Source organism: Celeribacter sp., assembly GCF_048270365.1.
Taxonomy (GTDB): domain Bacteria; phylum Pseudomonadota; class Alphaproteobacteria; order Rhodobacterales; family Rhodobacteraceae; genus Celeribacter.
In genome coordinates, this window is sequence record NZ_JBLWTA010000008.1 from 48,199 (window position 1) to 71,838 (window position 23,640).

General features: G+C 59.4%; 24 protein-coding genes. 5 read left to right on the top strand and 19 right to left on the bottom strand.

Annotation, left to right across the window (positions count from 1 at the left end):
- Positions 1 to 41: 41 nt before the first annotated feature.
- Together ACN0X0_RS12195 and ACN0X0_RS12200 are read right to left on the bottom strand one after the other, a co-directional pair.
- The gene (locus ACN0X0_RS12195) at positions 42 to 1,097 is read right to left on the bottom strand and encodes a methyltransferase domain-containing protein (RefSeq protein WP_417279375.1); all 1,056 of its coding nucleotides are present in this window, start codon (positions 1,095 to 1,097) and stop codon (positions 42 to 44) included.
- A 22-nt stretch (positions 1,098 to 1,119) separates the two neighbouring features.
- Positions 1,120 to 1,899: an SDR family oxidoreductase gene (locus tag ACN0X0_RS12200; RefSeq protein WP_417279376.1), complete on the bottom strand. Its 780-nt coding sequence runs from the start codon at positions 1,897 to 1,899 to the stop codon at positions 1,120 to 1,122.
- 353 nt (positions 1,900 to 2,252) lie between these two features.
- Between ACN0X0_RS12200 and ACN0X0_RS12205 the strand changes: the two genes are divergently transcribed.
- The 4 genes from ACN0X0_RS12205 to ACN0X0_RS12220 all read left to right on the top strand — a co-directional run bounded on the left by ACN0X0_RS12205 (position 2,253) and on the right by ACN0X0_RS12220 (position 6,262).
- On the top strand, positions 2,253 to 3,296 hold the full coding sequence (locus tag ACN0X0_RS12205) for a Hint domain-containing protein (protein ID WP_417279377.1): 1,044 nt from the start codon (positions 2,253 to 2,255) through the stop codon (positions 3,294 to 3,296).
- Between the two features lie 105 nt (positions 3,297 to 3,401).
- Complete coding sequence (locus ACN0X0_RS12210; RefSeq protein ID WP_417264072.1) at positions 3,402 to 5,009, top strand: peptide chain release factor 3; 1,608 nt, start codon at positions 3,402 to 3,404, stop codon at positions 5,007 to 5,009.
- Positions 5,010 to 5,092: 83 nt separating this feature from the next.
- On the top strand, positions 5,093 to 5,689 hold the full coding sequence (locus ACN0X0_RS12215) for an exopolysaccharide biosynthesis protein (protein ID WP_417279378.1): 597 nt from the start codon (positions 5,093 to 5,095) through the stop codon (positions 5,687 to 5,689).
- A gap of 126 nt (positions 5,690 to 5,815) precedes the next feature.
- Positions 5,816 to 6,262, top strand: a complete 447-nt coding sequence (locus ACN0X0_RS12220) for a hypothetical protein (protein ID WP_417279379.1) — start codon at positions 5,816 to 5,818, stop codon at positions 6,260 to 6,262.
- A 70-nt stretch (positions 6,263 to 6,332) separates the two neighbouring features.
- Here ACN0X0_RS12220 and ACN0X0_RS12225 read toward each other — a convergent pair whose 3' ends face one another.
- On the bottom strand, positions 6,333 to 6,752 hold the full coding sequence (locus ACN0X0_RS12225) for an OsmC family peroxiredoxin (protein WP_417279380.1): 420 nt from the start codon (positions 6,750 to 6,752) through the stop codon (positions 6,333 to 6,335).
- Between the two features lie 221 nt (positions 6,753 to 6,973).
- Here ACN0X0_RS12225 and ACN0X0_RS12230 point away from each other — a divergent pair, with 221 nt between their 5' ends.
- Entirely contained in the window at positions 6,974 to 8,437 is a 1,464-nt protein-coding gene (locus tag ACN0X0_RS12230; protein WP_417279381.1) for a DEAD/DEAH box helicase, read from the top strand.
- A 182-nt stretch (positions 8,438 to 8,619) separates the two neighbouring features.
- Here the strand turns inward: ACN0X0_RS12230 and ACN0X0_RS12235 are convergent, their stop codons facing one another.
- From ACN0X0_RS12235 to ACN0X0_RS12310, 16 genes are all read right to left on the bottom strand, one after another.
- A complete protein-coding gene (locus ACN0X0_RS12235) occupies positions 8,620 to 10,281 on the bottom strand; it encodes a ribonuclease J (protein WP_417279382.1) in 1,662 nt (553 codons plus the stop codon).
- Entirely contained in the window at positions 10,278 to 11,057 is a 780-nt protein-coding gene (locus ACN0X0_RS12240; protein WP_417264066.1) for a type III pantothenate kinase, read from the bottom strand. The genes ACN0X0_RS12235 and ACN0X0_RS12240 overlap by 4 nt, the downstream gene beginning before the upstream one ends.
- Positions 11,057 to 11,809 (bottom strand): biotin--[acetyl-CoA-carboxylase] ligase, encoded by a 753-nt coding sequence (locus tag ACN0X0_RS12245; RefSeq protein ID WP_417264065.1) that lies wholly within the window; start codon positions 11,807 to 11,809, stop codon positions 11,057 to 11,059. The genes ACN0X0_RS12240 and ACN0X0_RS12245 overlap by 1 nt, the downstream gene beginning before the upstream one ends.
- Positions 11,806 to 13,242 carry an NADH-quinone oxidoreductase subunit NuoN gene (nuoN, locus tag ACN0X0_RS12250; protein WP_417279383.1) on the bottom strand — a complete coding sequence of 479 codons (1,437 nt, stop codon included), beginning with the start codon at positions 13,240 to 13,242 and terminating at the stop codon, positions 11,806 to 11,808. The genes ACN0X0_RS12245 and nuoN overlap by 4 nt, the downstream gene beginning before the upstream one ends.
- A gap of 13 nt (positions 13,243 to 13,255) precedes the next feature.
- The gene (locus ACN0X0_RS12255; RefSeq protein WP_417279384.1) at positions 13,256 to 14,788 is read right to left on the bottom strand and encodes an NADH-quinone oxidoreductase subunit M; all 1,533 of its coding nucleotides are present in this window, start codon (positions 14,786 to 14,788) and stop codon (positions 13,256 to 13,258) included.
- Positions 14,788 to 16,899 carry an NADH-quinone oxidoreductase subunit L gene (nuoL, locus tag ACN0X0_RS12260; RefSeq protein WP_417279385.1) on the bottom strand — a complete coding sequence of 704 codons (2,112 nt, stop codon included), beginning with the start codon at positions 16,897 to 16,899 and terminating at the stop codon, positions 14,788 to 14,790. The genes ACN0X0_RS12255 and nuoL overlap by 1 nt, the downstream gene beginning before the upstream one ends.
- A gap of 6 nt (positions 16,900 to 16,905) precedes the next feature.
- Positions 16,906 to 17,211, bottom strand: coding sequence for an NADH-quinone oxidoreductase subunit NuoK (gene nuoK / locus ACN0X0_RS12265; RefSeq protein WP_066603543.1), 306 nt, complete (start codon positions 17,209 to 17,211; stop codon positions 16,906 to 16,908).
- Positions 17,212 to 17,299: 88 nt separating this feature from the next.
- Complete coding sequence (locus ACN0X0_RS12270; RefSeq protein WP_417279386.1) at positions 17,300 to 17,914, bottom strand: NADH-quinone oxidoreductase subunit J; 615 nt, start codon at positions 17,912 to 17,914, stop codon at positions 17,300 to 17,302.
- Positions 17,911 to 18,288 carry a carboxymuconolactone decarboxylase family protein gene (locus ACN0X0_RS12275; RefSeq protein WP_417262238.1) on the bottom strand — a complete coding sequence of 126 codons (378 nt, stop codon included), beginning with the start codon at positions 18,286 to 18,288 and terminating at the stop codon, positions 17,911 to 17,913. The genes ACN0X0_RS12270 and ACN0X0_RS12275 overlap by 4 nt, the downstream gene beginning before the upstream one ends.
- A gap of 56 nt (positions 18,289 to 18,344) precedes the next feature.
- A complete protein-coding gene (gene nuoI, locus ACN0X0_RS12280; RefSeq protein ID WP_226553151.1) occupies positions 18,345 to 18,836 on the bottom strand; it encodes an NADH-quinone oxidoreductase subunit NuoI in 492 nt (163 codons plus the stop codon).
- Positions 18,837 to 18,843: 7 nt separating this feature from the next.
- Positions 18,844 to 19,341: a hypothetical protein gene (locus ACN0X0_RS12285; protein ID WP_417279387.1), complete on the bottom strand. Its 498-nt coding sequence runs from the start codon at positions 19,339 to 19,341 to the stop codon at positions 18,844 to 18,846.
- A 1-nt stretch (position 19,342) separates the two neighbouring features.
- The gene (gene nuoH / locus ACN0X0_RS12290; RefSeq protein WP_417262074.1) at positions 19,343 to 20,380 is read right to left on the bottom strand and encodes an NADH-quinone oxidoreductase subunit NuoH; all 1,038 of its coding nucleotides are present in this window, start codon (positions 20,378 to 20,380) and stop codon (positions 19,343 to 19,345) included.
- A gap of 11 nt (positions 20,381 to 20,391) precedes the next feature.
- Positions 20,392 to 20,811 carry a hypothetical protein gene (locus ACN0X0_RS12295; protein WP_417279518.1) on the bottom strand — a complete coding sequence of 140 codons (420 nt, stop codon included), beginning with the start codon at positions 20,809 to 20,811 and terminating at the stop codon, positions 20,392 to 20,394.
- On the bottom strand, positions 20,811 to 22,829 hold the full coding sequence (gene nuoG, locus ACN0X0_RS12300; protein ID WP_417279388.1) for an NADH-quinone oxidoreductase subunit NuoG: 2,019 nt from the start codon (positions 22,827 to 22,829) through the stop codon (positions 20,811 to 20,813). Before nuoG ends, ACN0X0_RS12295 begins: the two co-directional genes overlap by 1 nt.
- A gap of 6 nt (positions 22,830 to 22,835) precedes the next feature.
- Positions 22,836 to 23,231, bottom strand: a complete 396-nt coding sequence (locus ACN0X0_RS12305) for a DUF5333 family protein (protein WP_417279389.1) — start codon at positions 23,229 to 23,231, stop codon at positions 22,836 to 22,838.
- Positions 23,228 to 23,638, bottom strand: a complete 411-nt coding sequence (locus ACN0X0_RS12310) for a DUF5333 domain-containing protein (RefSeq protein ID WP_417279390.1) — start codon at positions 23,636 to 23,638, stop codon at positions 23,228 to 23,230. Before ACN0X0_RS12310 ends, ACN0X0_RS12305 begins: the two co-directional genes overlap by 4 nt.
- Positions 23,639 to 23,640: the final 2 nt, after the last annotated feature.

Sequence of the window (23,640 nt, forward strand, 5' to 3'; positions counted from 1 at the left end):
CTGACGAAAATTCTCAACTTCCCTAGCAGGCACGCGGCCCCTTAGCAACAGCCACCGGAGGCGGCAGGCGCGCCGCTGTCCGTCAGCGTGTCAAAGGGGCTGGTGCCGCCGCAACCCGCGAAAATGCCGTAATGGGTGGAAAAATCGCCGATAAACTCGAAATGCGGCGCAAAGCGTGTGTCGGCCAGCATTTTGAACGTATTGCCACAGACCGGGAAAACCCGCCCTGTTTCAATGACATGGCCACCATCCAACACAAATTCATGCGGCGCGCCGGGCACGGTGCCCTTGTAGATCACCGCCTGCCCGTAGTCCTCGCATTCCGGTTCGAGATCGAGTTTGAACAGGCGATAGGTGGCGGAAATGAACTTGATCGGGGCGACTTTGGCCTCCAATTCCAGGTTCTCGACCGTCAACGCGCGATGCGTGACGAGACGCGGATCGGCGAAACCAGCGGCACGGGCCATATATTCGAAATCGTTCCAATAGAGCGCGCCGGAGAGGCATTCACCATAGAGCACCGGATCGGCCCTGAGCGCCTCCGGCACACGGCGGTCGGCGTAGACATCGGAGAAATACATCTCCCCGCCCGGCTTCAACAGACGATAGGCCTCGCGCAGCACGGCCGGTTTGTCCATGGCGAGGTTCAAGACGCAATTGGACACGATCACATCGAAACTGGCGTCTTCCAGCGGCAGCTCGTCGAGTTTTTCGATGTACCCCTGATGAAACGCGACATTGGACTGCGCATAGCCGAAACGCTCACTGTGCCAATCCTGATGACGGCGAGCAACGACGAGCTGTTCCTCGGTCATATCGACGCCGACGACAAAGCCATCTTCGCCGACGAATTGCGCCAAGGCGTAGACATCGCGGCCCGAGCCGGAGCCGAGGTCCAGAATCCGCGCGCCCTCCAACACATCCGGCGCGATCAACCCGCAACCGTAATAGCGGCTGAGCACCTCGTCGTGGACGTTGGAGAGAGCCGATTTCAACTCCGCCGACAGGTCATCGGGCGAGCAACAGGCGTTGGTTTTCAGGTCCTCAGAGCCCTGCAACACCTTGCCGTAATAGTCCTGAACATCCGCGTGGCTCATGGCCCTCTCCCTTTATTGCGTCTCAGAAGGTCGAATTGAATTGGCCGCCATCCAACAGCACGTTTTGGCCAACCATAAAGCCCGCATATTGCGAACACATGAAGGCACAAGTGGCGCCGAACTCCTCGATGGTGCCATAGCGCCCGGCAGGCACGGATTTGGCGCGCTCGGCGGTGATCTCTTCGGGCGTGATGCCCCGGCTGTCGGCCAGCGTCTTGTCCATGCCGGTCATACGATCCGTGGCGTGAAAGCCGGGCAAAAGGTTGTTCATCACAACGCCAGAGGCCGCGATCTGGCGCGACGTGCCCGCGACATAGCCCGTCAGCCCCGCGCGCGCCGAATTCGAGAGACCCAAATGACCCAGAGGCGATTTCACCGCGACAGAGGTGATATTGACCACCCGGCCCCAGCCGCGATCTATCATACCCGGCACCAGCGCCTTGATCAGCGCGATGGGGGCCAGCATGTTCGAATCGAGCGCGCTGATGAAATCGTCACGGTCCCAATCGGTCCACATCCCGGCGGGCGGGCCGCCTGCGTTGTTGACCAAAATATCGGCGCCCTCGGCCGCTTTGAGAAGTTCCGCCCGGCCCTCTTCGGTGCTCACATCTGCGGCGACCGTGACCACGGTGACGCCAAATTCGTCGCGAATCTTCTGAGCCTCAGCCTCAAGCAATTCGGCCCCCCGGGCGTTCATCACCAGATCGACACCGGCCTCTGCGAGCGCCCGCGCACAGCCCAGCCCGAGCCCTTTGGACGACGCGCACACCAGCGCCTTTTTGCCTTTGATACCAAGATCCATTCCCGTCTCCTTCGCGCTGTCGCAACCTGTCTTTGGTCACGTTTGTAGCCGTCCTGTTTTCCAAGAACCAGCTTCGTCTTATTCATCCTTGCATGAAGCGCCGGGTTCACGCGAGCCACCTCACGGATTTGCCAAAAATTACACCAGTCCCGCCCAAATCATGCCATTGTTTCAGGGAAGATTAGAAATGTTAAAGATCAAGACCCTGTGATGCGTGCTTGTCGGCTGACTCTATGTACATTGACCGTGAGGTCCGGCATATTGAGCCCCTCGAGAGACCTGAACACGCGTCCCATGCCAGAGCGTCGGAACAGGGGTGGTCGGTCAAGCGTCACGGGGGGTCGGAGCACAGAATGACAACGATGGGGAACGGCATTTCCATGTCCCGCCAAGCGGATGGTCAGACCGGCCTGCCGCTTCAAAGCCTTGCGGTCTACTGCGGTCAGGATTTTCGTGTCACCAACGGGGTGAACCTCGGAGACGGCCTGTCTCATGCCTCCGAAATGGAACTGGCCGACAATTACCAACTTCGCATAACAGCCGCGCGTGGACGCCTGTCAGTCATGGTCGAAAATGACAGGCTGAGCATCGCTGAGGGCTCTGAGCTTGGTCACGTCTCGCATGCTTTGCACCTCGATTGCGTCGCAACCTTCATGGCCGCCTCCGGGGGCACAATCGAAGTGCTCGTGATCGTGGAAACCGATGCGAACGGCTTGATCGAAGAGACATTTTTCCTGCCATTCGCGCCGCTCAACCCGGATCTCGAATATGCGCTGGTCAAGATCGACGAAGACACCGCGCGCACCCGCCTGTCGGATGTGGCCTGTGTCGCCTTTACCCGCGGCACGCGGATCACGCTGGCCAACGGGATGCAAAAACCGATCGAAGAGCTCGCCGTCGGCGACCGGGTCCTGACCCGCGACCATGGTCCAAAAGAAGTCCGCTGGATCGGCGCGCAAACTGTGCGGGCGACCGGCGCCTTTGCCCCCATCGTGATCAAAAAGGGCGCGTTGAACAACGCCCACGACCTCGTCGTCTCGCCGCACCACCGGATTTTTATCTACCAACGCCGCGATGCGGTGCGCGCCGGACGGGCCGAGGTTCTGGTCAAGGCCAAGCTCCTCGTGAACGGCCAGAATGTGATCCAGGCCGAAGGCGGCTTCGTGGATTATTTCCAGATCCTCTTCGACAGCCACGAGATCATCTATGCCGAGGGCATCGCCGCCGAAAGCATGTTTGTGGATGGGCGGGTGAAGTCCTTCCTTCCTGCGGATATTCAGGCGACACTCTCGCCTGAGCATAGCTATGCCGAAACGCCGCGCGCGTTCGAGCTGCGTGACGGGATGCTGGAACCCTCTGTGGCGGCGGATGTGTTGCGATCCGCGTCGGGAAACTGAGTATTTCTGGCAGCAAAGGAAACAGGTCGCCGCACATCGCGCAGGGACTGTGTCATGTGTCTTTGCCCATTGCCGGGAATGACGCCCACGCGTATATGAACGCGCATGTTGGATCGTAGCCATAACGCCCCCGAATTGCCGCCGGAGATTGCTCGTCGCCGGACCTTCGCCATCATCTCGCACCCGGACGCCGGTAAGACGACGTTGACGGAGAAATTCCTGTTGTACGGGGGGGCGATCCAGATGGCCGGTCAGGTGCGCGCAAAAGGCGAAGCGCGCCGCACGCGCTCGGACTTTATGCAGATGGAAAAGGACCGCGGGATTTCCGTGTCGGCCTCTGCGATGTCCTTCGATTTTTCGGGCTATCGTTTCAACCTTGTCGACACCCCCGGTCACTCGGATTTTTCCGAGGACACCTACCGCACGCTCACCGCAGTGGACGCGGCGATCATGGTGATCGACGGCGCGAAGGGCGTGGAAAGCCAGACGCAGAAACTCTTTGAAGTCTGCCGGATGCGCGATCTGCCGATCCTGACGTTTTGTAACAAGATGGACCGCGAAAGCCGCGACACGATTGAGATCATTGACGAAATTCAGGAGAACCTCGCGATTGACGTGACGCCCGCCTCTTGGCCGATTGGCGTCGGGCGGGATTTCTTGGGCTGTTATGACGTGTTGAACGACCGTCTCGAACTGATGGACCGTGCCGACCGCAACAAGGTGGCCGAGAGCATCAAGATCGAAGGTTTGGATGACCCCAAACTGGCTGAACATGTGCCCGCGCATCTGCTCGAGCAGCTCAAGGAAGAGCTTGAAATGGCGCGCGAGCTGTTGCCACCGTTTGACCGTCAGGCGTTCCTCGACGGGACGCTGACGCCGATCTGGTTTGGCTCCGCGATCAACTCCTTTGGTGTGCAGGAACTAATGGACGGCATCGCCAAATTCGGTCCCGTGCCGCAGCCGCAAAAGGCCACGCCGCGCGCGATCAGCCCCGAAGAGACCAAAGTCATGGGCTATGTGTTCAAGGTGCAGGCCAATATGGACCCGAAACACCGCGACCGCGTGGCTTTCGTGCGTTTGGCCGCCGGGCATTTCAAACGCGGGATGAAACTGACCCATGTGCGCTCGAAAAAGCCGATGGCGATCTCTAACCCCGTGCTGTTTCTGGCCTCTGACCGGGAACTGGCCGAAGAGGCCTGGGCGGGCGACATCATCGGTATTCCGAACCACGGCCAGCTGCGCATCGGCGATACGTTGACCGAGGGCGAGGACATTCGCGTGACCGGCATTCCGAGCTTTGCGCCTGAGCTTTTGCAAGGTGTGCGCGCGGGCGATCCGATGAAGGCGAAACACCTCGAAAAGGCGCTGATGCAATTCGCCGAAGAAGGTGCCGCGAAAGTGTTCAAACCGGCCATTGGCTCCGGCTTTATCGTCGGCGTGGTCGGCGCGCTTCAGTTTGAAGTGCTGGCCAGCCGGATCGAGTTGGAATACGGGCTGCCTGTTCGATTTGATGCATCTCAATTCACTTCTGCGCGCTGGGTGACCGGTCCGAAGTTGGAATTGGACAAGTTTATCAACGCGAACAAACAGCATATTTCTTTCGACCACGACGGCGATCCGGTGTTTTTGACACGTCTGCAATGGGACATCGACCGCATTGAGCGCGATTACCCGGAGCTCACGCTGTCGGCGACGAAAGAGATGATGGTCTGATCTCAAAAGGCTCCGATTTTGGAACCTTTTAGGCTTTCATGCGTCTCCCCCTTTGAGACCATGAGGGAACGCAAGGATCAGGCATGAGTGACGACGGAGATTCGGATGACAGGGATCACCTGACAGAGATGTTTGGTGATCTCGACAGCCTCACCGAGACACAGCAAGAGCTGTCCATCGGCACACTGGTGAAAACCATGGAATCGCGGGGCGTGGGGCCATTTTACGTGCTCACCGGCATGCTTGTGACCTTTGTCGGCTCGATCCCCGGCCTGCCCGCCATTGCAGGGGGGCTTTTGATCTTGTTGTCTGCGCAAACGCTTCGCGGCAAGCGCGGGCTTTGGCTGCCGCATTGGCTGCGGGATCGCCCGATCTCCGCCGACACACTTCGCAGCGGCAGTCATAAAGCCCAAGCCTTTGCCGCCAAACTGACCCCCTTTGTGCATGAACGCCTGACATGGCTGGTTACCGGTCGCGGCCCATCCCGGATTTTTGCGATTCTGACGGCGCTTTGCGGCCTCGGCATGATCCTTGTCGGGTTCATCCCCGGTCTGCCCATCGCCCTCTCGCTTCCGCTTATCGCGCTTGGCATTGGGTTGACTGGGCGCGATGGTGTGTGGATTATCGCGGCTCTCGCCTTGCTCCTGCCTGGCGTCGTACTTCTGACGCTTGGGCTTTGAAGCGCCAGCGTCCGGCGGCGAAGTTTTGCCAAGCTCGATTTTTACGGGTGCGAACTGCGCACAACTCTTTATGATGCCGAAAAGATTACACTTATTCGAACCGTATTCGCACAAAATGGAGATCCCATGTCCGTCAGCCGCATTGCCTTGACTGCCAGCATGACCGCAGGCCTGTCCGCCACTGCTTTCCCCGTCTTCGCGGAGGCCCCCGGCTGGGATCTTTTGCAAGGCATCACGATTGACGAGGTGGTCACCGAGACCACCTATGAGGTCAAAAAGGGCTTTCCCGAACGGTTGAAAAACGGTGTGAAGGGCATGGAATTGACGGGCTATGCCGTGCCTCTGACGCCGGGGGCCGACATCAGCGAGCTGATCCTTGTCTCCGACATGGGGCTCTGCCCGTTCTGCGGCAGCGGCGAACACGGCGCCTCCGTTCAAGTCAGCCTGAACAGCCCGATCCAAGGCCTCGAAGAAGGCGCACGCGTCACCATCAAGGGCGATATGATGCCGGTTCTGGACCCGGAAACCTGGCAGGCAGCCGTGCTTCAGAATGCCGTCATCACGGGCTCCTGAAACCCCTTCAATCCATTGAGATTATTCGCAAAACGCCGCCCCAACAGAGGCGGCGTTTTGTCATCGAACATCAGAGAATGTCCAAATCCATGGTGATCTCACACTCCAGAAGTTGCGAGATCGGGCACCCTTTTTCGGCCTTCTCGGCGGCCGCTTTGAGCGCGGCCTCATCCGCCTGCGCCGAAAGCTTTACATCCAGATGGGCGCGAACCACTTTCGGGCCGTCCTCCATCGAGAGAAAAATGGTCGAACGCGTTTCGATTTTATCGGGCACGATGCCGTCCTCGCTCAAGATATTGGACAGCGCCATCGAGAAACACCCGGCATGCGCGGCGCCGATCAATTCCTCCGGATTGGTGCCCGGCTTCTCCTCGAACCGCGTGTTGAAACCGTAGGGCTGATCGGAGAGCGCGCCGCTCTGGGTCGAAATCACCCCCTTGCCTTCTTTCAAACCTCCACGCCATTCGGCGGTCCCGTATTTCTTGATCATATCGCGGCTCCTTTTCCTGAGACGGTGATGTGTGTCTTGAGTAACGAAATGCCCTGCCGAAAGGTTCCTTGACGGGCTTTAACTCCGAAAATTCAGCATTCCTTGACCTTTTCGTGATTGAAGCGTATGAGAGCGCCCAAAGACGCATCGGCAATATGGCCGGGCGGGCCGCGCGGGGTTTTGCGGCCACTTCACAGCCGTAACATCGCGAAAGGCACAATTTGACCAAGTTTACCGATCTCAATCTCGCCCCCAAAGTTCTCAAAGCCATCGAAGATGCGGGTTACGAGAGCCCGACCCCCATTCAGGCCGGCGCCATTCCGCCCGCGCTCGAAGGCAAAGACGTTTTGGGCATCGCCCAGACCGGGACGGGCAAAACCGCCTCTTTCGTGTTGCCGATGATCACCAACCTGGCCCGTGGCCGGGCACGTGCACGCATGCCGCGCTCTCTGGTGCTCTGCCCGACTCGCGAGCTGGCGGCACAGGTGGCCGAGAATTTCGATCAATATACCAAATACATGAAGCTGACGAAGGCACTGTTGATCGGTGGCGTGAGCTTCAAGGAACAGGACGCGCTGATCGACAAGGGTGTCGACGTGCTGATCGCGACGCCGGGGCGTTTGCTCGACCATTTCGAACGCGGCAAGCTCATCCTGTCCGACGTGAAAGTCATGGTGGTGGACGAGGCCGACCGGATGCTCGACATGGGGTTCATTCCCGACATCGAACGCATCTTTGGTCTGACGCCGTTCACCCGCCAGACCCTATTCTTCTCCGCCACGATGGCACCGGAGATTGAGCGGATCACCAACACGTTTCTCTCGGCCCCTGCCCGCATTGAAGTCGCACGTCAGGCGACCTCTGGCGAGAACATCGCGCAAAGCGTGGTGATGTTCAAAGGCTCGCGCCGCGACCGTGCGGCAAGCGAGAAGCGCAAACTTCTGCGCGCGCTGATCGACGCCGAGGGCGACAAGCTGCAAAACGGCATCATCTTCTGCAACCGCAAGACGGATGTCGATATCGTTTCCAAGTCCTTGAACAAATACGGCTATCAGGCTTCGCCGATTCACGGTGATCTGGACCAAAGCCAGCGGAACGCCACGCTGGAGAAATTCCGCAATGGCGAGATCAAGATCCTCGTGGCCTCTGACGTCGCCGCACGCGGGCTTGATGTGTCCTCTGTAACCCATGTGTTCAACTTCGACGTGCCGGGCCATGCCGAGGACTATGTGCACCGCATCGGCCGCACGGGCCGCGCCGGGCGGGATGGCAAGGCGATCATGATCTGCGAGCCGCGCGACGAAAAGAATTTCGCCGATGTAGAAGCCCTGATCGCCAAGGAAATTCCGCGTTTGGAGAACCCGCTTGGGACCGTTACGGAAGAGTCCCCGGCGAGTGACGAAGCAACGTCTGACAAGCCGAAACGCACGCGCTCGCGCCGTCGTCGGTCGGACAAATCGGATGAGGTCAAAACCGCAGATCAGGCGGAAGAGGTTCAACAGGATCGCAGCACCACGCCGCCGAAATCCGAGCCTAAGCCGGAGCCCAAATCCGACCACAGCTCAGACCAGAAACCGCAACATCGTCGTGGCCGTGGCCGCAAAGAGGATGACAAGGTCGTGGGCCTTGGGGATCACCTGCCCTCTTTCATTGCACTGAGCTTTGAGGAACGTCAGGCCGGATAGTCCCTGAAACCAGAGACCGAATTGAGAAACCCGCGCCTGAGAGCGCGGGTTTTCTTTTGAGTATTTGCGACAGCAAAGGAAACACAGGCCTGTTTCGCTCTCTCCTCGGCGTTAACCTTAATTAGATTAACCTTAACGCCGAAGAAAGATGAAGACAGTGACGCTGCCTTAAAGCGCTCAGATCAGCTCGACAGGCGCGAGATGATAATCTGGACCTCGGGCTTCTTGCCCACTTCCTCTTGGGTCGTGCGGCGGATGATCCGGCGCATTTCCTCTTCGAGCTTGTCGTCATCCGACAGGGTCTTGGGTTTGGCACGCATCAGGAACTGGTTCACATCCTCTTCGAGAACCTCATTGAGAGGCGCGCGCGACAGGCCGGTTTCCGGCAGGCCGCGCAGCTCACACCAGCAATCACCCAGCGGTTCGTCATCCTCGATGATCACGGTGGCCACGACGAGGCCATTGAGGGCCATGCGGATACGGTCGCGCACGATGCCATCGAGCGCCCCGATCTGGATCGAGCCATCGAGATAGGTGCGGCCTGTTTCGATATATTCGACAACGCGCGGGGCATTGCCGGAGAGATCGACCCCCACACCATTGGGCGCGACGATGGATTTGAAGCCGTTGGACTCCGCCAATTTGGCATGTTCGCGCAGGTGGCGATGTTCGCCATGCATCGGGATCACGACCTGCGGTTTGACGATCTCATGCATCAGCGCCAAATCGGGGCGGTTGGCGTGACCAGAGACGTGAATGTCATCGCGGCCAGAGATCGTATCGACCCCCATTTCCGAGAACGCATTGAGAATACGACCGACGGAGACCTCATTGCCGGGGATGGTTTTCGAGGAGAAAATCATCGTATCGCCCTCGGCCATCTTGAGGCCAAGGTATTTGCCGCGCGAAAGCTGTGCGGTGGCCGCACGATGTTCGCCTTGCGACCCTGTCGTGAGCAGCATGAGGTTTTCATGCGGAATATCGGCGGCGTTTTCAGGCGAAACGGTTTTCGGAAAATCGGAGATGATGCCGGTCTCGATCGCCGCCGTGATCATCCGGCGCATGGCACGGCCCAGAAGGACGACGGAGCGCCCGGCTTTGGACCCGGCTTCGGCCAAGGTTTTCACCCGCGCGATGTTCGACGCGAAAGTGGTCGCCGCCACCATGCCGTCGAGCGAGGAAATCAAATCGGTCAGCGGGCCGATGACCTCAGACTCGGAGCGGCCCGGATTGGGCGAGAAGACGTTGGTGGAATCGCAGACCAGCGCCTTGACGCCGGTCTTGGCAATCTCTTCGAACAAAGCCCGGTCGAAGGGTTCGCCCACCACCGGATTTTCGTCGGTTTTGAAGTCGCCGGTGTGGATCACACGGCCCGCCGGGCTGTCGATCACAAGCGCGGAGGATTCCGGGATCGAGTGCGAGATCGGCACAAAGCCCACGGTGAAGGGGCCGACATTGATCTGTTCGGGCCAGGCGGAGACGGTTTTGATCTGCAACTCGTCATGACCGTGCTCTTCGAATTTCAGACGTGCCAAATGGGCAGTGAAAGCACGGGCATAGATCGGCGCGTCCAAACGCGGCCAGAGATGGCCGACGGCGCCAACGTGATCTTCGTGCGCGTGGGTGATGAAAATGCCGTCGATGCGGTCCTTGCGCTCCTCGAGCCAAGCCACATCGGCGAAGATCAGATCGACGCCCGGTGTGCCATCCATCGAGGGGAAGGTGACGCCAAGATCGACGACGATGTAACGTTCATTGCCCGCCGGACCGTAGCCATAGACATAGCAGTTCATGCCGATCTCGCCGGCGCCCCCCAGAGGAAGATAGAGAAGACGTTCGCTCATAGGTTACCCATGTCCTTATTATACTTATGGATCACGACGAGGCCGTGAATGGTCAGGAATTCATCGAAATGGTCAAAGAGTTTGTGACCCTGATCGAAGAGCGGCGCAAGGCCTCCGGTCGAAATCACCTGCATCGGACGGCCATATTCGGCCTTGATGCGGTTACAGGTCTCGCGCACGAGGCCAATATAGCCCCAAAACACCCCCGATTGCATACAGGCAACCGTGTTGGTGCCGATGACCTTCTCCGGCATGGTGACATCGACATGCGGCAGAGCGGCGGCCTTGAGGTGGAGGCTTTCGAGCGAGGTGTTCACACCGGGGGAGATCACGCCACCCACGTAAGCCCCGTCCTCAGCCACCACGTCGAAGGTGGTCGCCGTGCCGAAATCCACCACGATGAGATCGCCGCCAAAGCGATCAAAGGCGCCTGCGGAGTTCACAAGACGGTCCGGGCCCACAGTGGTGCCCTCATCGACGCGCGGCATATGCGGCAAGAGGCATTCCGGCTTACCGACCACAAGCGGACGACAGTTGAAATAGCGGTTCGCCAGAACACGCAGATTGAACACCACGCGCGGCACGGTGGAGGAGATGATCACCTCGGAAATATCCGCCTCGATCTTCTGAAAATTCATCAGGGTCGAGAGCCAGACATAATACTGATCCGCCGTGCGCTGGTGCTCGGTCGAGGTACGCCATGTGGCGATGAACTCACGACCGTTCCAGATGGAAAAGACGGTGTTGGTGTTGCCGGTGTCGATACAGAGAAGCATCAGAAATAGACCTCTGCGGCTGGGATGGTGAGCTTGCCCTTGGAAGTGGCCAGCACGAGATTGCCAAAGGCGTCCACGGTTTCGAATGTGCCGTGATGGGTTTCGCGCATGGTGCGCGCCCGGATTTCGGTGCCCAAACGCGCCGCGCGCGCGAGCCAAGCCTCGCGGATCGGGCCAAAGCCGTAGGTGGTGAATTGCGCCTCCCAATGGGCATAGGACGGCGCGAGAAGATCGAGGAATTCCTCAGGCGCCACCAAGGCCCCGGTTTCATGCGCCAAGGAGACGGGCGGTGTTGCGCCCTCTTCGACCATAGACAGAGGCGGCGCTTCGGCGAGGTTGATGCCGATGCCGATGGCCAGATGCGAAGCGCCGCGCTCCAACAGGATGCCCGCGACCTTGCCGCCGTTCAAAAGCACGTCGTTGGGCCATTTGAGCGAAAACGGATCGGGCCGCCCGGTGACGGCGACGAAGGCGTCATAGAGCGCCAGAGAGGCGACGAAACTGCGCAGCGCGATCAGCTCGGGCCGTTCCTGCGGGAACATCAACAGGGTCGCGGCGAAGTTGCCTTCCGGCATGGTCCAGGGGCGTCCACGACGACCATGGGCCGCGGTCTGGGTCTGGGCCATGATCCATTGCGGAAATGTGGAAGAGGCCGCGACACGCGCGGCCTCCGACATGGTGCTGTCCACGGAGGCGAGGACGGTGCGTCCTACGCCTGCGGGCCATGTATGACGAGAGTCTGCGGGGCTCACTTGACCAGCGCATCCGCCGCAATCGCCGCCATGCCCTCGACGCCGAACATGTTGACGATACCGACAAGCATGATCAGAGCGGAGAGGGTCAGAAGCGCGAAGGTGACCGGGCTCGACACTTTGTCGAGCGGATCGGTCTCGGCACCGAAATACATGTAGTAGACGATGCGCAGGTAGTAGAAGGCACCGATCACGGAGGCGATCACACCGAAGACGGCAAGATAAACGAGACCTGCGCCCCAAGCGGCCTGAAGCACCGCCAGTTTCCCGAAGAAGCCGAGCATCGGCGGCACACCGGCGAGCGAGAACATCAGGACCAGAAGGGCCAGCGCTTTCGTCGGCGAGTTGCGCCAGTAGAGGTTCAGCGCGGAAATATCCGTCACCGGCTTGCCGTCACGCTCCATCGTCATGATAAAGGCAAAGGTGCCGATGTTCATCGTCACATAAATCGCCATGTAAATAAGCGCGGATTGCACGCCCTCGGCATTGCCAGCCGCCAGGCCCATGAGCGCGAAGCCCATGTGGGAGATCGAGGAATAGGCCATCAGACGTTTGATGTTCTTTTGACCGATCCCGGCGATGGCACCCAAGAACATGGAGGCCACGGCGATGACCGCCAGAACCTGTTGCCAGTCGCCGACGATGCCGCCGAACGCATCATGCAGCACGCGGGCGAAGAGGCCCATGGCGGCAAGTTTCGGCGCTGTGGCGAAGAAGGCGGTCGTCGGCGTCGGTGCGCCTTCGTAGACGTCCGGGGTCCACATGTGGAAGGGCACGGCGGAGACTTTGAACGCCAGACCCGTCATCACGAAGACGAGGCCAAAGAGCACGCCCACCGGCACGTCATCTTGCACGACAGAGATGATGCCCGCGAAAGAGGTGGTGCCGGAGAAGCCGTAAACCAAGGACGAGCCGTAAAGCAAAAGGCCCGAAGACAGGGAGCCCAGCACGAAATACTTGAGGCCCGCTTCTGTGGATTTCACGCTGTCGCGGCGGAAAGATGCGATGACGTAGAGCGCCAGAGACATCAGTTCGAGGCCGAGATAAAGCGCCATCAGGTCGCCCGCGGAGACCATGACCATCATGCCGATCGTGGAGAACAGCACGAGGATCGGGTATTCGAACTTCGCGAAGCCGCGTTTATCCAAGAAGTCATAGGACATCACGAGCACGGCCGCGCCCGAAAGCAAGATGCCCACTTTGCCGAAACGCGAAAACGCATCGTCGATGAACATGCCACCAAAGGCGGCGCGCGAACCCTCGCCGCCCAAGCCGATCATCAAAGCGATGATGACGAAGACAGCGGCGGTCACCCAAGTGATCAGAGCCGCGAGTTTGTCCTTGCCGGTGTAGACGGCGAACAGGAGCGCCGCCATGCCGTAGATGGCGAGGAGAACTTCCGGCAGGACGGTGGAAAAGTCAGTAGAGGTCATATCCCGGTGTCCTTCAGTGGGTGGCGACGTCTGCCATCATCGGCAGAGCGGCGTGATAATTGTCGATAAGGGCGGTCACGGACGGCCCGATCAGATCGAGCACCAGCGCCGGGTAGATCCCCAACAGCAGCGTCATGGCGACGAGCGGTGCAAAGATCCATTTCTCGCGCGGGGTCATGTCCTTGATCGTTTTGAGGCTTTCTTTGATCAGATCGCCCAGAACGACGCGGCGATAGAGCCAAAGCGCGTAGCAGGCGGAGAAGATCACGCCGGAGGCGGCGACCAAAGCGATCAAGGTGTTGGCCTGGAACATGCCGAGGATCGTCAGGAATTCCCCGATGAAACCGGAGGTGCCCGGAAGGCCGACGTTCGCCATGGTGAAGAACATGAAGACGAGCGCATAGGCCGGCATCTTGTTCACGAGCCCCCCGAAGGCGTCGATCTCACGCGTGTGCATCCGGTCGTAGATCACGCCGACACAAAGGAAGAGCGCGCCGGAAACGAAACCATGCGAGATCATCTGGAAGATTGCGCCATCGAGACCCTGTTGGTTAAAGGTAAAGATACCCGCCGTCACGTAGCCCATATGAGCGACCGAGGAATAAGCGATCAGCTTTTTCATGTCGCTCTGCACCAAGGCCACGAGCGAGGCGTAGACAATGGCGATGACAGAGAGGACCATGATGAAATCCGCGAGGTTGGCGGAAGCCACCGGGAACATCGGAAGCGAGAAGCGCAGGAAGCCGTAGCCGCCCATCTTCAAGAGGATCGCGGCCAGAACCACGGAGCCTGCCGTCGGTGCCTGAACGTGGGCGTCGGGCAACCAAGTGTGCACCGGCCACATCGGCATCTTCACCGCGAAAGATGCGAAGAAGGCGAGGAAGGCAAGCGTCTGGAACCCGCCGATGATGTTGAAGCCCAGCACCTGAATGGTCTCGGACGAGAAGTCATGCGCCATGAGCTGCACGATGTCGGTGGTGCCGGCGTCGATATACATGGCGACCATGGCAACGAGCATCAGGACGGAGCCCAAGAAGGTGTAGAGGAAGAACTTGAACGCGGCGTAGATGCGGTTCTTGCCGCCCCAGATGCCGATGATCAGGAACATCGGAATGAGGCCTGCCTCGAAGAAGAGGTAGAAAAGCATCAGATCGAGCGCACAGAACACGCCGAGCATGAGCGTTTCCAACAGAAGGAAAGCGATCATGTACTCTTTGACGCGGGTTTTCACGTCCCATGCGGACCAGATCACCAGCGGCATAAGTGCGGTGGTGAGCATCACGAAGAGCACCGAAATGCCATCGACGCCCATCTTATATTTGAGCCCCATGATCCAGTCGGCCTCTTCGACCATCTGGAACCCGGTGTTGTCGGGATCGAAGCCAAAGAGGATGAACAGAGAGATCACAAAGGTGACCACGGTCGCCAAAAGCGCCACGCGTTTTGCGTTGAGTTGAGCCACCGCATCCTCGCCGCGCAGGATCAGCGCAAGCACGAGGGCGGCCATTGTCGGAAGGAAGGTGACGATAGAAAGCACGTTATCCATCAGTGTGCCCCCCCGCCGATCGACATCCAGGTTACCAAGATCACAATCCCCAGAACCATGCTAAAAGCGTAAGTGAAGATGAAGCCCGACTGCGCCCGGCCAGCAAGGCGGGTGAAGAAGGGCACGATGCCAAGCGCAAGACCGTTGATCCCGCCGTCAATGGTGCCTTCGTCGCCGCGTTTCCAGAGGAAGCGGCCAAGGGCCAGAACGGGACGCACGAAGATCGCGTTATAAAGCTCGTCGAAATACCATTTGTTCAGCAGGAACTGATAGGCGACGGGCTGGCTTTTCGCCAGTTTCGCGGGCGTTTCCGGTTTCCAGATGTAGAACCAAAGGGCGATCAGGAAGCCGAGCACCATGGCGATGAAGGGCGACACCTTGACCCAGGTCGGCGCGTGGTGCGCGTCGTCCAGAACGGTGTTGTCAGCGGCGAGGAAGATCGCGCCTTGCGGGGCCATACCTGCCTCGCCGTGCGCGGCCTCTTCGCCGTGCGTATCAGCCGCCACCGCATGAGTGTCAGCCGCTTCACCGTGCGTATCCGCAGCAGCTTCGCCATGACCCTCAGCCATCTCGACTTCCGCGTGATGCGGCAGAGCGAAAAACTCAGTGAATTTATCATGATCGCCGAAGAAGCTGTTGTACCAGATCATGCCACCAAAGATCGCGCCCAAGGACAGCGTCCCGATCGGCACCAGCATGACAAGCGGGCTTTCGTGCGCATGGTCATGCGCATGATGATCTCCGCGCGCCTTGCCGAAGAAGGTCAGGAAAATGAGGCGCCACGAATAGAAGGACGTAAACAGCGCCGCGATGACCAGCATCCAGAAAGCGTAGCCCACACCCGAGGCATAGGCGCTCTCGATGATGGCGTCTTTCGACAGGAAGCCCGCGAAACCGAAATGCGTGCGCGGGATGCCAACGCCGGTGATCGCCAGCGTGCCAATGATCATCATCCAGAAGGTGAAGGGGATCTTTTTACGCAGCGCGCCGTAGTTGCGCATGTCCTGTTCGTGGTGCATCGCGGTGATGACCGAACCGGCGCCCAAGAAGAGCATGGCTTTGAAGAAGGCGTGCGTCAAAAGGTGGAACATCGCCGGACCGTAAGCGCCCGCGCCTGCGGCCACGAACATGTAGCCGAGCTGCGAACAGGTCGAGTAAGCGATCACGCGTTTGATGTCGTTTTGCACCAGACCGACGGTGGCGGCGAAAAACGCCGTGGTCGCACCGATGTAGATGATGAACATCTGGGTCTGCGGCGCATATTCAAAGATCGGCGACATGCGGCAGACGAGGAAGACGCCCGCGGTCACCATGGTCGCGGCGTGGATCAGCGCCGACACAGGCGTCGGGCCTTCCATCGCGTCCGGCAACCAGGTGTGCAGGAAAAGCTGCGCCGATTTGCCCATCGCACCGACGAACAAGAGGAAGGCCAGAAGGTTGGCGGCGTTCCACTCAGTCCAGAGGAAATGCAGCGTCGTATCCGCCAGCATCGGGCCGGAGGCAAACACATCTTCGAACCGCACGCTGTCGGTCAAAAAGAACAGACCGGCCATGCCGAGGATAAAGCCGAAGTCACCGACACGGTTGACGATAAAGGCCTTCATCGAAGCGGCACCGGCGGAGGGTTTCTTGATGTAGAAACCGATCAGCAGGTAGGACGCCAGCCCCACACCTTCCCAGCCAAAGAACATCTGGATCAGGTTGTCGGAGGTCACCAGCATCAACATGGTGAAGGTGAAGAGAGAGAGATAGGCAAAGAAGCGCGCGCGGTAAGGTTCGTCGTCGCCGAAGTTCTCGTCATGCGCCATGTAGCCCAGCGAGTAGAGGTGCACGAGCGCCGAGACCGTGTTCACCACGATCAGCATGATGGTCGTCAGACGATCCACCCGAATGCCCCAATCGACGGACAAAGACCCGCTTTCGATCCAACGCAGGATCGTCACATGCTCGGTCGTGCCATCGAAGGTCAGGAACACGATCCAAGACAGGATGGCGGCCAGAAACAACAAACCCGTGGTCAGATATTGCGCGGGCTTCTCGCCGATCACACGCCAGCCAAAGCCGCCGACGAGGGCGCCGACCAGCGGCGCGAAGAGGATGATCGTTTCCATTTGCCCTTACCCTTTCATCACGTTGACGTCTTCGACGTCGATCGTGCCGCGGTTGCGGAAGAAGCTCACGAGAATGGCCAACCCGATGGCGGCCTCTGCTGCGGCTACGGTGAGCACCAGCATCGTGAAAATCTGTCCCGTCAAATCCCCCATAAAGGAGGAGAAGGCGACAAGGTTGATATTGACCGACAGCAGGATCATCTCGATCGACATCAGGATGATGATGATGTTCTTCCGGTTCAAAAAGAGCCCGAAGATGCCGATGACAAACAGCGCCGCGGCCACTGTCAGGTAATGTTCAAGTCCGACCATGTCGTCCCTCAGTTCTTTCTCTCTCGCCGCTTTTGCGGCCTTTGGTTCGGGGCGCGGGAAGACCTCGCCCCGGTCATTCACGTCAGGCTTAAAGCCCCTGCCCCGGTTTCACGTCTTTCATTTCGAAAGACTCTTCGGGCTTGCGATACATCTGTTTCAGCACGTTCTGGCGTTTGACATCCGAGCGGTGGCGCAGCGTCAGGACGATGGCGCCGATCATGGCGACCAAAAGGATCAGACCGGCCAGTTGGAAGAGCATCAGGTAATCGTCATACATGAGCTGGCCCAGAGCGGCGGTGTTGTGCACCTCGGCCGCGTCCGGCGTCACCGAACGGCGCAGCGCCTCGGCACCCTCGGCCGTGTGCCAGTCACCAAAGGCAAAGCCCATCTGAAGCAACAGCACCACACCGATCAAAAGCGCGAACGGCAGGTATTTCGCCATGCCCGCCTTGAGCTCCGCGAAATCGACGTCCAGCATCATGACCACGAAGAGGAACAGCACCATCACCGCGCCGACGTAGACGATGACCAAAAGCATCGCGACGAATTCCGCCCCCAGCAGGACGAACAACCCGGAGGCGGTCAGGAAGGTGACGATCAGCCAGAGCACGGAGTGCACCGGGTTGCGCGACACAACCGTGAACACCCCGGCCACCAGCATCACGATGGCGAAAAGGTAAAATGCGTAATCTGCGACAGTCATTCACTGCCCTCCTGCGTCTCGGAGAAGACGGCCTGCGCCAACTCCAGTGCCTTTGACATCGCCGGAACTCCGCCCAGCATTGACATTTGATAGATCACTTCCGCGATCTCTTTTTGCGTTGCCCCCGCCTCGATGGCGTGGCGGACCGTCAGTTTGAACGGCGCTTCGGCCTGTGCGCCCAACACGGTCTGCCCGGCCAGAACGACCAGCAAACGCGTCTTGGCATCCAGACCGTCGCGGTTGAACGTATTGCCCCAGAACATCTCCATCTGTTCCTTCGTCATCGTCGGGAACAGCTTGTCGAGAGCCGGCATCTGGAAGCTCTCCAGCGCCGGGTTGAACGAGGCCGCCATCTTTTGGCTCTGCTCGATCATCTCTGCGAAAAGTTTGGTGAAATCGTTCAAGGGTTCGGTTCCTTAGCGGTCCAAGTTTAACGGTAGGGCGCGTCCAATTCGAGGTTGCGGGCGATCTCCGCCTCCCAGCGCGCGCCGTTCTCAAGGAGTTTTTCCTTGTCGTAGAACAGTTCCTCACGCGTCTCGGTGGAGAATTCGAAATTCGGGCCTTCGACGATGGCGTCCACCGGGCAGGCTTCCTGACAGAAGCCACAGTAGATGCATTTCGTCATGTCGATGTCGTAACGCGTGGTGCGGCGCGAGCCGTCTTCACGCGGTTCGGCATCGATGGTGATGGCCTGCGCCGGGCAGATCGCTTCGCAGAGCTTACAGGCAATGCAGCGTTCCTCGCCGTTCGGGTAACGACGCAGCGCGTGCTCGCCCCGGAAACGCGGGGAAAGCGGCCCTTTTTCATGCGGATAGTTGATCGTCGCCTTGGGCGCGAAGAAATATCGCAGACCGATTTTAAAGCCGGCCCAGATGTCCATCATCAGGAAATACTTGGCGGCGCGGGTGTAATCGAGAGCCATGGGTTCCTCAACACTTCTTCATTACGGCAAACATGCGGGTTCTAAAGTCTTTGTTCAGCTTTCGATCCAAGAATTGGGTCGAAAGCCAATTCTCGGTATTGCTGCAAAAAGTCTTCAATGCGGCGTCGTGGCATTTGGTGTCGCCGGTCTTGCCACACTCCTCAACCGCCAACACATGGCCAGTGATATGCATCCACGGTTGAGACCCGAGAGTTCCAGTCGTGAATGCGTTGTACGCTTTGATACGGCTGATCGTCGCCCCCGGCGCGCTTGCATCTGTAATACGAATGAGAGACTCCATCAGAGCTTTCGCACTCGCTTGCGGACCGCTTTGGGACTTGATCATGTATTTCCCGCCGTTTCCCTGGAAATGCTCAAGCAACTGATCGAACGCGCAGAGATAGTCTTTCTGCTTGTAGCAAGCCATGCCTTCGCTTTCGCCTGCACTGACCGCCCCTGCGCCCAACAGACTGAGTGTCAAAGCCAAAATGCTCTTTCGCAACATGTCAGCCTCCAACGGTCCAGCGCGCATAGGTTCCCCAGAACGCACCGTATTGAGCAAAGAACGCGACCAGAACGACCCAGCCCAGCGAGAGCGGCAGGAAGACTTTCCAACCGATGCGCATCAGCTGGTCGTAGCGGTAACGCGGCACGATGGCCTTCACCATCGAGAAGACGAAGAACGCGATCAGCATCTTGAGGATCAGCCACAGGATGCCGTCGGGCAGGAATTCGACCGGGGAGTTCCAGCCGCCGAAGAACAGGATCGACACCAGCGCACACATCAGAACGACGGCCATCAACTCGCCCATCATGAAGAGCAAAAACGGCGTCGAGGAATATTCCACTTGGTAGCCTGCCACGAGTTCCGATTCCGCTTCGGGCAAATCGAACGGCGGGCGGTTGGTTTCCGCCAGGGCGGACACGAAGAACAGGAAGACCATCGGGAAATGCGGCAGCCAGTACCAGCTAAAGATGCCCTTGCCGTCTTGCGCCGCGACGATGTCGCCAAAGTTCATGGAGCCCGAGGACAGCACCACACCGATAATGATGAGGCCGATCGAAACCTCGTAGGAAATCATCTGGGCTGCGGAACGAAGTGAGCCGAGGAAAGGATATTTCGAGTTCGACGCCCAACCGCCCATGATCACGCCGTAGACCTCAAGAGAGGAGACAGCGAAGATATAGAGGATCGCGATGTTGATGTCGGAGATCACCCAGCCATCGTTCCACGGGATCACCGCCCAGGCGATGGCCGCGGTGATGAAGGTGATCATCGGCGCGAGGTAAAAGACGAATTTGTCGGCGCCTGCCGGCACGACCACCTCTTTTACCACGTATTTGATAAAGTCCGCAAAGGACTGCAAGAGGCCGAAAATGCCAACGATGTTGGGGCCTTTGCGCATCTGGACTGCCGCCCAGATTTTCCGGTCGCCATACATCAGGAAGGCGAGCGCCACGAAGAGTGGCACGAGGACCAACAAAATCTGCCCAAGGGTGAGCAGGAAGATCCCCAGATTAGTTGTCGTGAAAAATTCGACCATTTTTCAGCCTTTCACACCGTCGGTATTCCGTTGTCCCGACAGTTTGCGACGACGACTTCTGCGTCGAGCTTGCGCAAACCTTCGGGGAGCGCTGGCGAGATGGTGTAAACAGCATCCGCGCGCCAAATTCCAGCCTCTTGTGCGACATTTGTCCGCACATGTCGCGCAAACCCGAACCCTCGGATCAGCGCATATTGGGCAGCCGCGCAATCGGCATAGGCCACCACATTTGTTTTCGCCCCGTCTCCACGCGCGGAGACGAGAAAATTCACCAGATCACCGTCCAAAAGACGGGTCTCGACCCCGAGATATTCGGAGGCCGCCGCGCGCGACACATCCGCTTCAGGCGCGGCACAGCAGGTCTTGTCACAGCCGGACAAACCCACCGCCACCAGCCCGAGAGCGGCCATATGTGCCCCGCTCAGCGCCATCACTCAGCGGCCACCGTCGTCTCGGCGCGGGCTTTCGCCATGGCGGACAATTCAGCCATCAGCACAGAGGCACGCGCGATCGGGTTCGTCAGGTAGAAATCCTTGATCGCGTTGCGGAAGGAGGCCTTGCCCAGCGATTTCTCCGGCAATGCAACCACAGCGTTCTCCGGCACCTCGTCGATCTGCGCCAGATGCGGCACCTCAGCGATGAGCGCGTTGCGCAGTTGCGCCAGCGAGTCGTAAGGCAGCGTCGCGTCCAGCTCAGCAGAGAGTGCGCGCAGGATCGCCCAGTTCTCTTTCGCCTCGCCCGGCGGGAAGGCGGCACGGAGCGCCAGCTGCGGGCGGCCTTCGAGGTTCACAAACAGTCCGTTTTCCTCGGTATAGGCGGCGCCCGGCAGGATCACATCGGCGCGGTGTGCGCCCAGATCGCCGTGCGAGCCTTGGTAGATCACGAAAGGACCGTCAGCAATTTCGACCTCATCGGCGCCGAGGTTGTAGATCACCTCTGCCCCATTGGTGGCGGCATCGAGCCCGCCTTCGGTCACGGCATTCACATCCATCGCGCCGACGCGGCTTGCGGCGGTGTGGAGCACCATGAGTTTCGAGCCGGTCGCTTCGCAAAGTTTCTGAGCTGTCGCCAGAACCGCCTCGCCATCGGCCTCATTGATCGCGCCTGCGCCGACGATGACCAGCGAGGGCTGATCCAAAACGTCGCCATAGTTATGGCCCAACAGGCTTTCCAGCGCTGCGCGGTCGGTGCCGACATGGGCGTAATCGTAGGTCAGATCAACGGCTTGGCCGACGAGACCGACTTTGGCGCCATTGGCCCAAGATTTGCGGATACGGGCGTTCAGCACCGGCGCTTCCTCGCGCGGGTTGGTGCCGATCAGCTGAATGTATTTCGCATCATCAATGTCGGCGATGGTGGCGGTGCCGGCGTAAACGCCACGGTTGCCAGTGGGCAGTTTCGCACCGTCGACACGGCATTCGACATTGCCGCCCAGACCTTCGACCAGACCTTTCAAAGCATAGATCGCCTCGACCGGGGCCAGATCGCCGACGAGACCCGCGACCTTTTTGCCTTTCATCGCAGCACTCGCGGCAGACAGCGCCTCGGCCCAGGTGGCCTTGGTCAGCTTGCCGTTCTTGCGGATGTAAGGCGTGTCGATGCGCTGGCGTTTCAGACCGTCCCAGATGAAGCGGGTCTTGTCGGAAATCCACTCTTCGTTCACATCGTCATGGTTGCGCGGCAGAATACGCATCACTTCGCGGCCCTTGGTGTCGACGCGAATATTGGACCCGAGCGCGTCCATCACGTCGATGGTCTCCGTCTTGGTCAGCTCCCACGGACGGGCGGTGAAGGCATAGGGTTTCGAGGTCAGCGCGCCGACCGGGCAGAGATCGATGATGTTGCCCTGAAGGTTGGAGGCCAGTGTCTCGTTCAGATAGCTGGTGATCTCGCTGTCTTCGCCACGCCCCGTTTGGCCCATCTGGGTGATGCCCGCGACCTCGGTCGTGAAGCGCACGCAGCGGGTGCAAGAAATACAACGCGTCATCGCGGTGCCGACGAGCGGGCCGAGGTTCAACTCTTCGGTCGCACGTTTCGGTTCGCGGTAGCGCGAAAAATCGACGCCGTAAGCCATGGCCTGGTCTTGCAGGTCGCATTCGCCGCCTTGGTCACAGATCGGGCAATCGAGCGGGTGGTTGATGAGCAAGAACTCCATCACACCCTCGCGGGCCTTTTTCACCATCGGCGAATTGGTTTTCACCACCGGCGGCTGGCCTTCCGGCCCCGGACGCATGTCTTTCACCTGCATCGCGCAAGACGCCGCCGGTTTCGGCGGGCCGCCCACAACCTCGACCAGACACATGCGGCAGTTGCCCGCGATGGACAGCCGTTCGTGATAGCAGAACCGCGGCACTTCGATCCCGGCCACTTCACAGGCCTGAAGGATCGTCATGGCCGGATCGACTTCGATCTCGGTCCCGTCAATGATGATTTTGCGCTTATCTGCCATTCTGCATCACCTGTTCTTCATGAGTTTGCCAAGCGGCGTCCGCTTCGCAATCTGCGCTTTGCCGAAGGCGCACATCGCCTCCGTGTCTCGTTTTTCAATGCCGTTTGCGGCAAAGAAGCTTTCCGATTTCGCGGCAAGCGTGGCGAGAAACGCCGGGTCTTGCAGCGATTGAATGTCTTCTGGCCCATAGCCCTTGGCCGTGATCACGCCCATCATGTCCTTCGCCTGCTGGTTCACGCGCGCGGGGCGCGGGGCCAGTTTGGGGCAGATCGTCGTCAGTTCCGTGACAATCATATTGTCGACGAGCACGGCGGTGATGTCCTCATCCGTCGTAATGTCCTGTGCCATCACCGGCGTGGCCATCAGCGCGAGCAGCGCCGCATATGTCGTGGTGCGGATCATTTGGTGCTCCTCAGGAAAGAGCCGATGATCGACCCGCGTGCAATCTCTGCCTCACCGAAAGCACAGAGGCCTTCGGGCGTCTTAGGGTCGAACCCAGCCTGGCGCACATAAGCCTCGCCCAAACGGCGAATGCGGGCTTCCTCGCTGTCGCTTTCGACATAGGCGCGGATTTCGTCATCCGTGTAGCCCATCGAGGACGCCTTGTTTTTCAGGCCCCAGAGGAAGGAAACACCTTTGAGTTTCTTGACCTCGATGGTCGGGCATTCGTCCGACACTTCGACGGCGAGACCGGCCCAGAGCATGTTCTGGTCGATCTCTTTCACCTCGCGCAGAGGCGGCAGCTCCGCCGCAGCGGCAGCACCGGCGGTCAAGGCAAGAGCGAGGGCAATATGTTTGGTCAATGTCATGG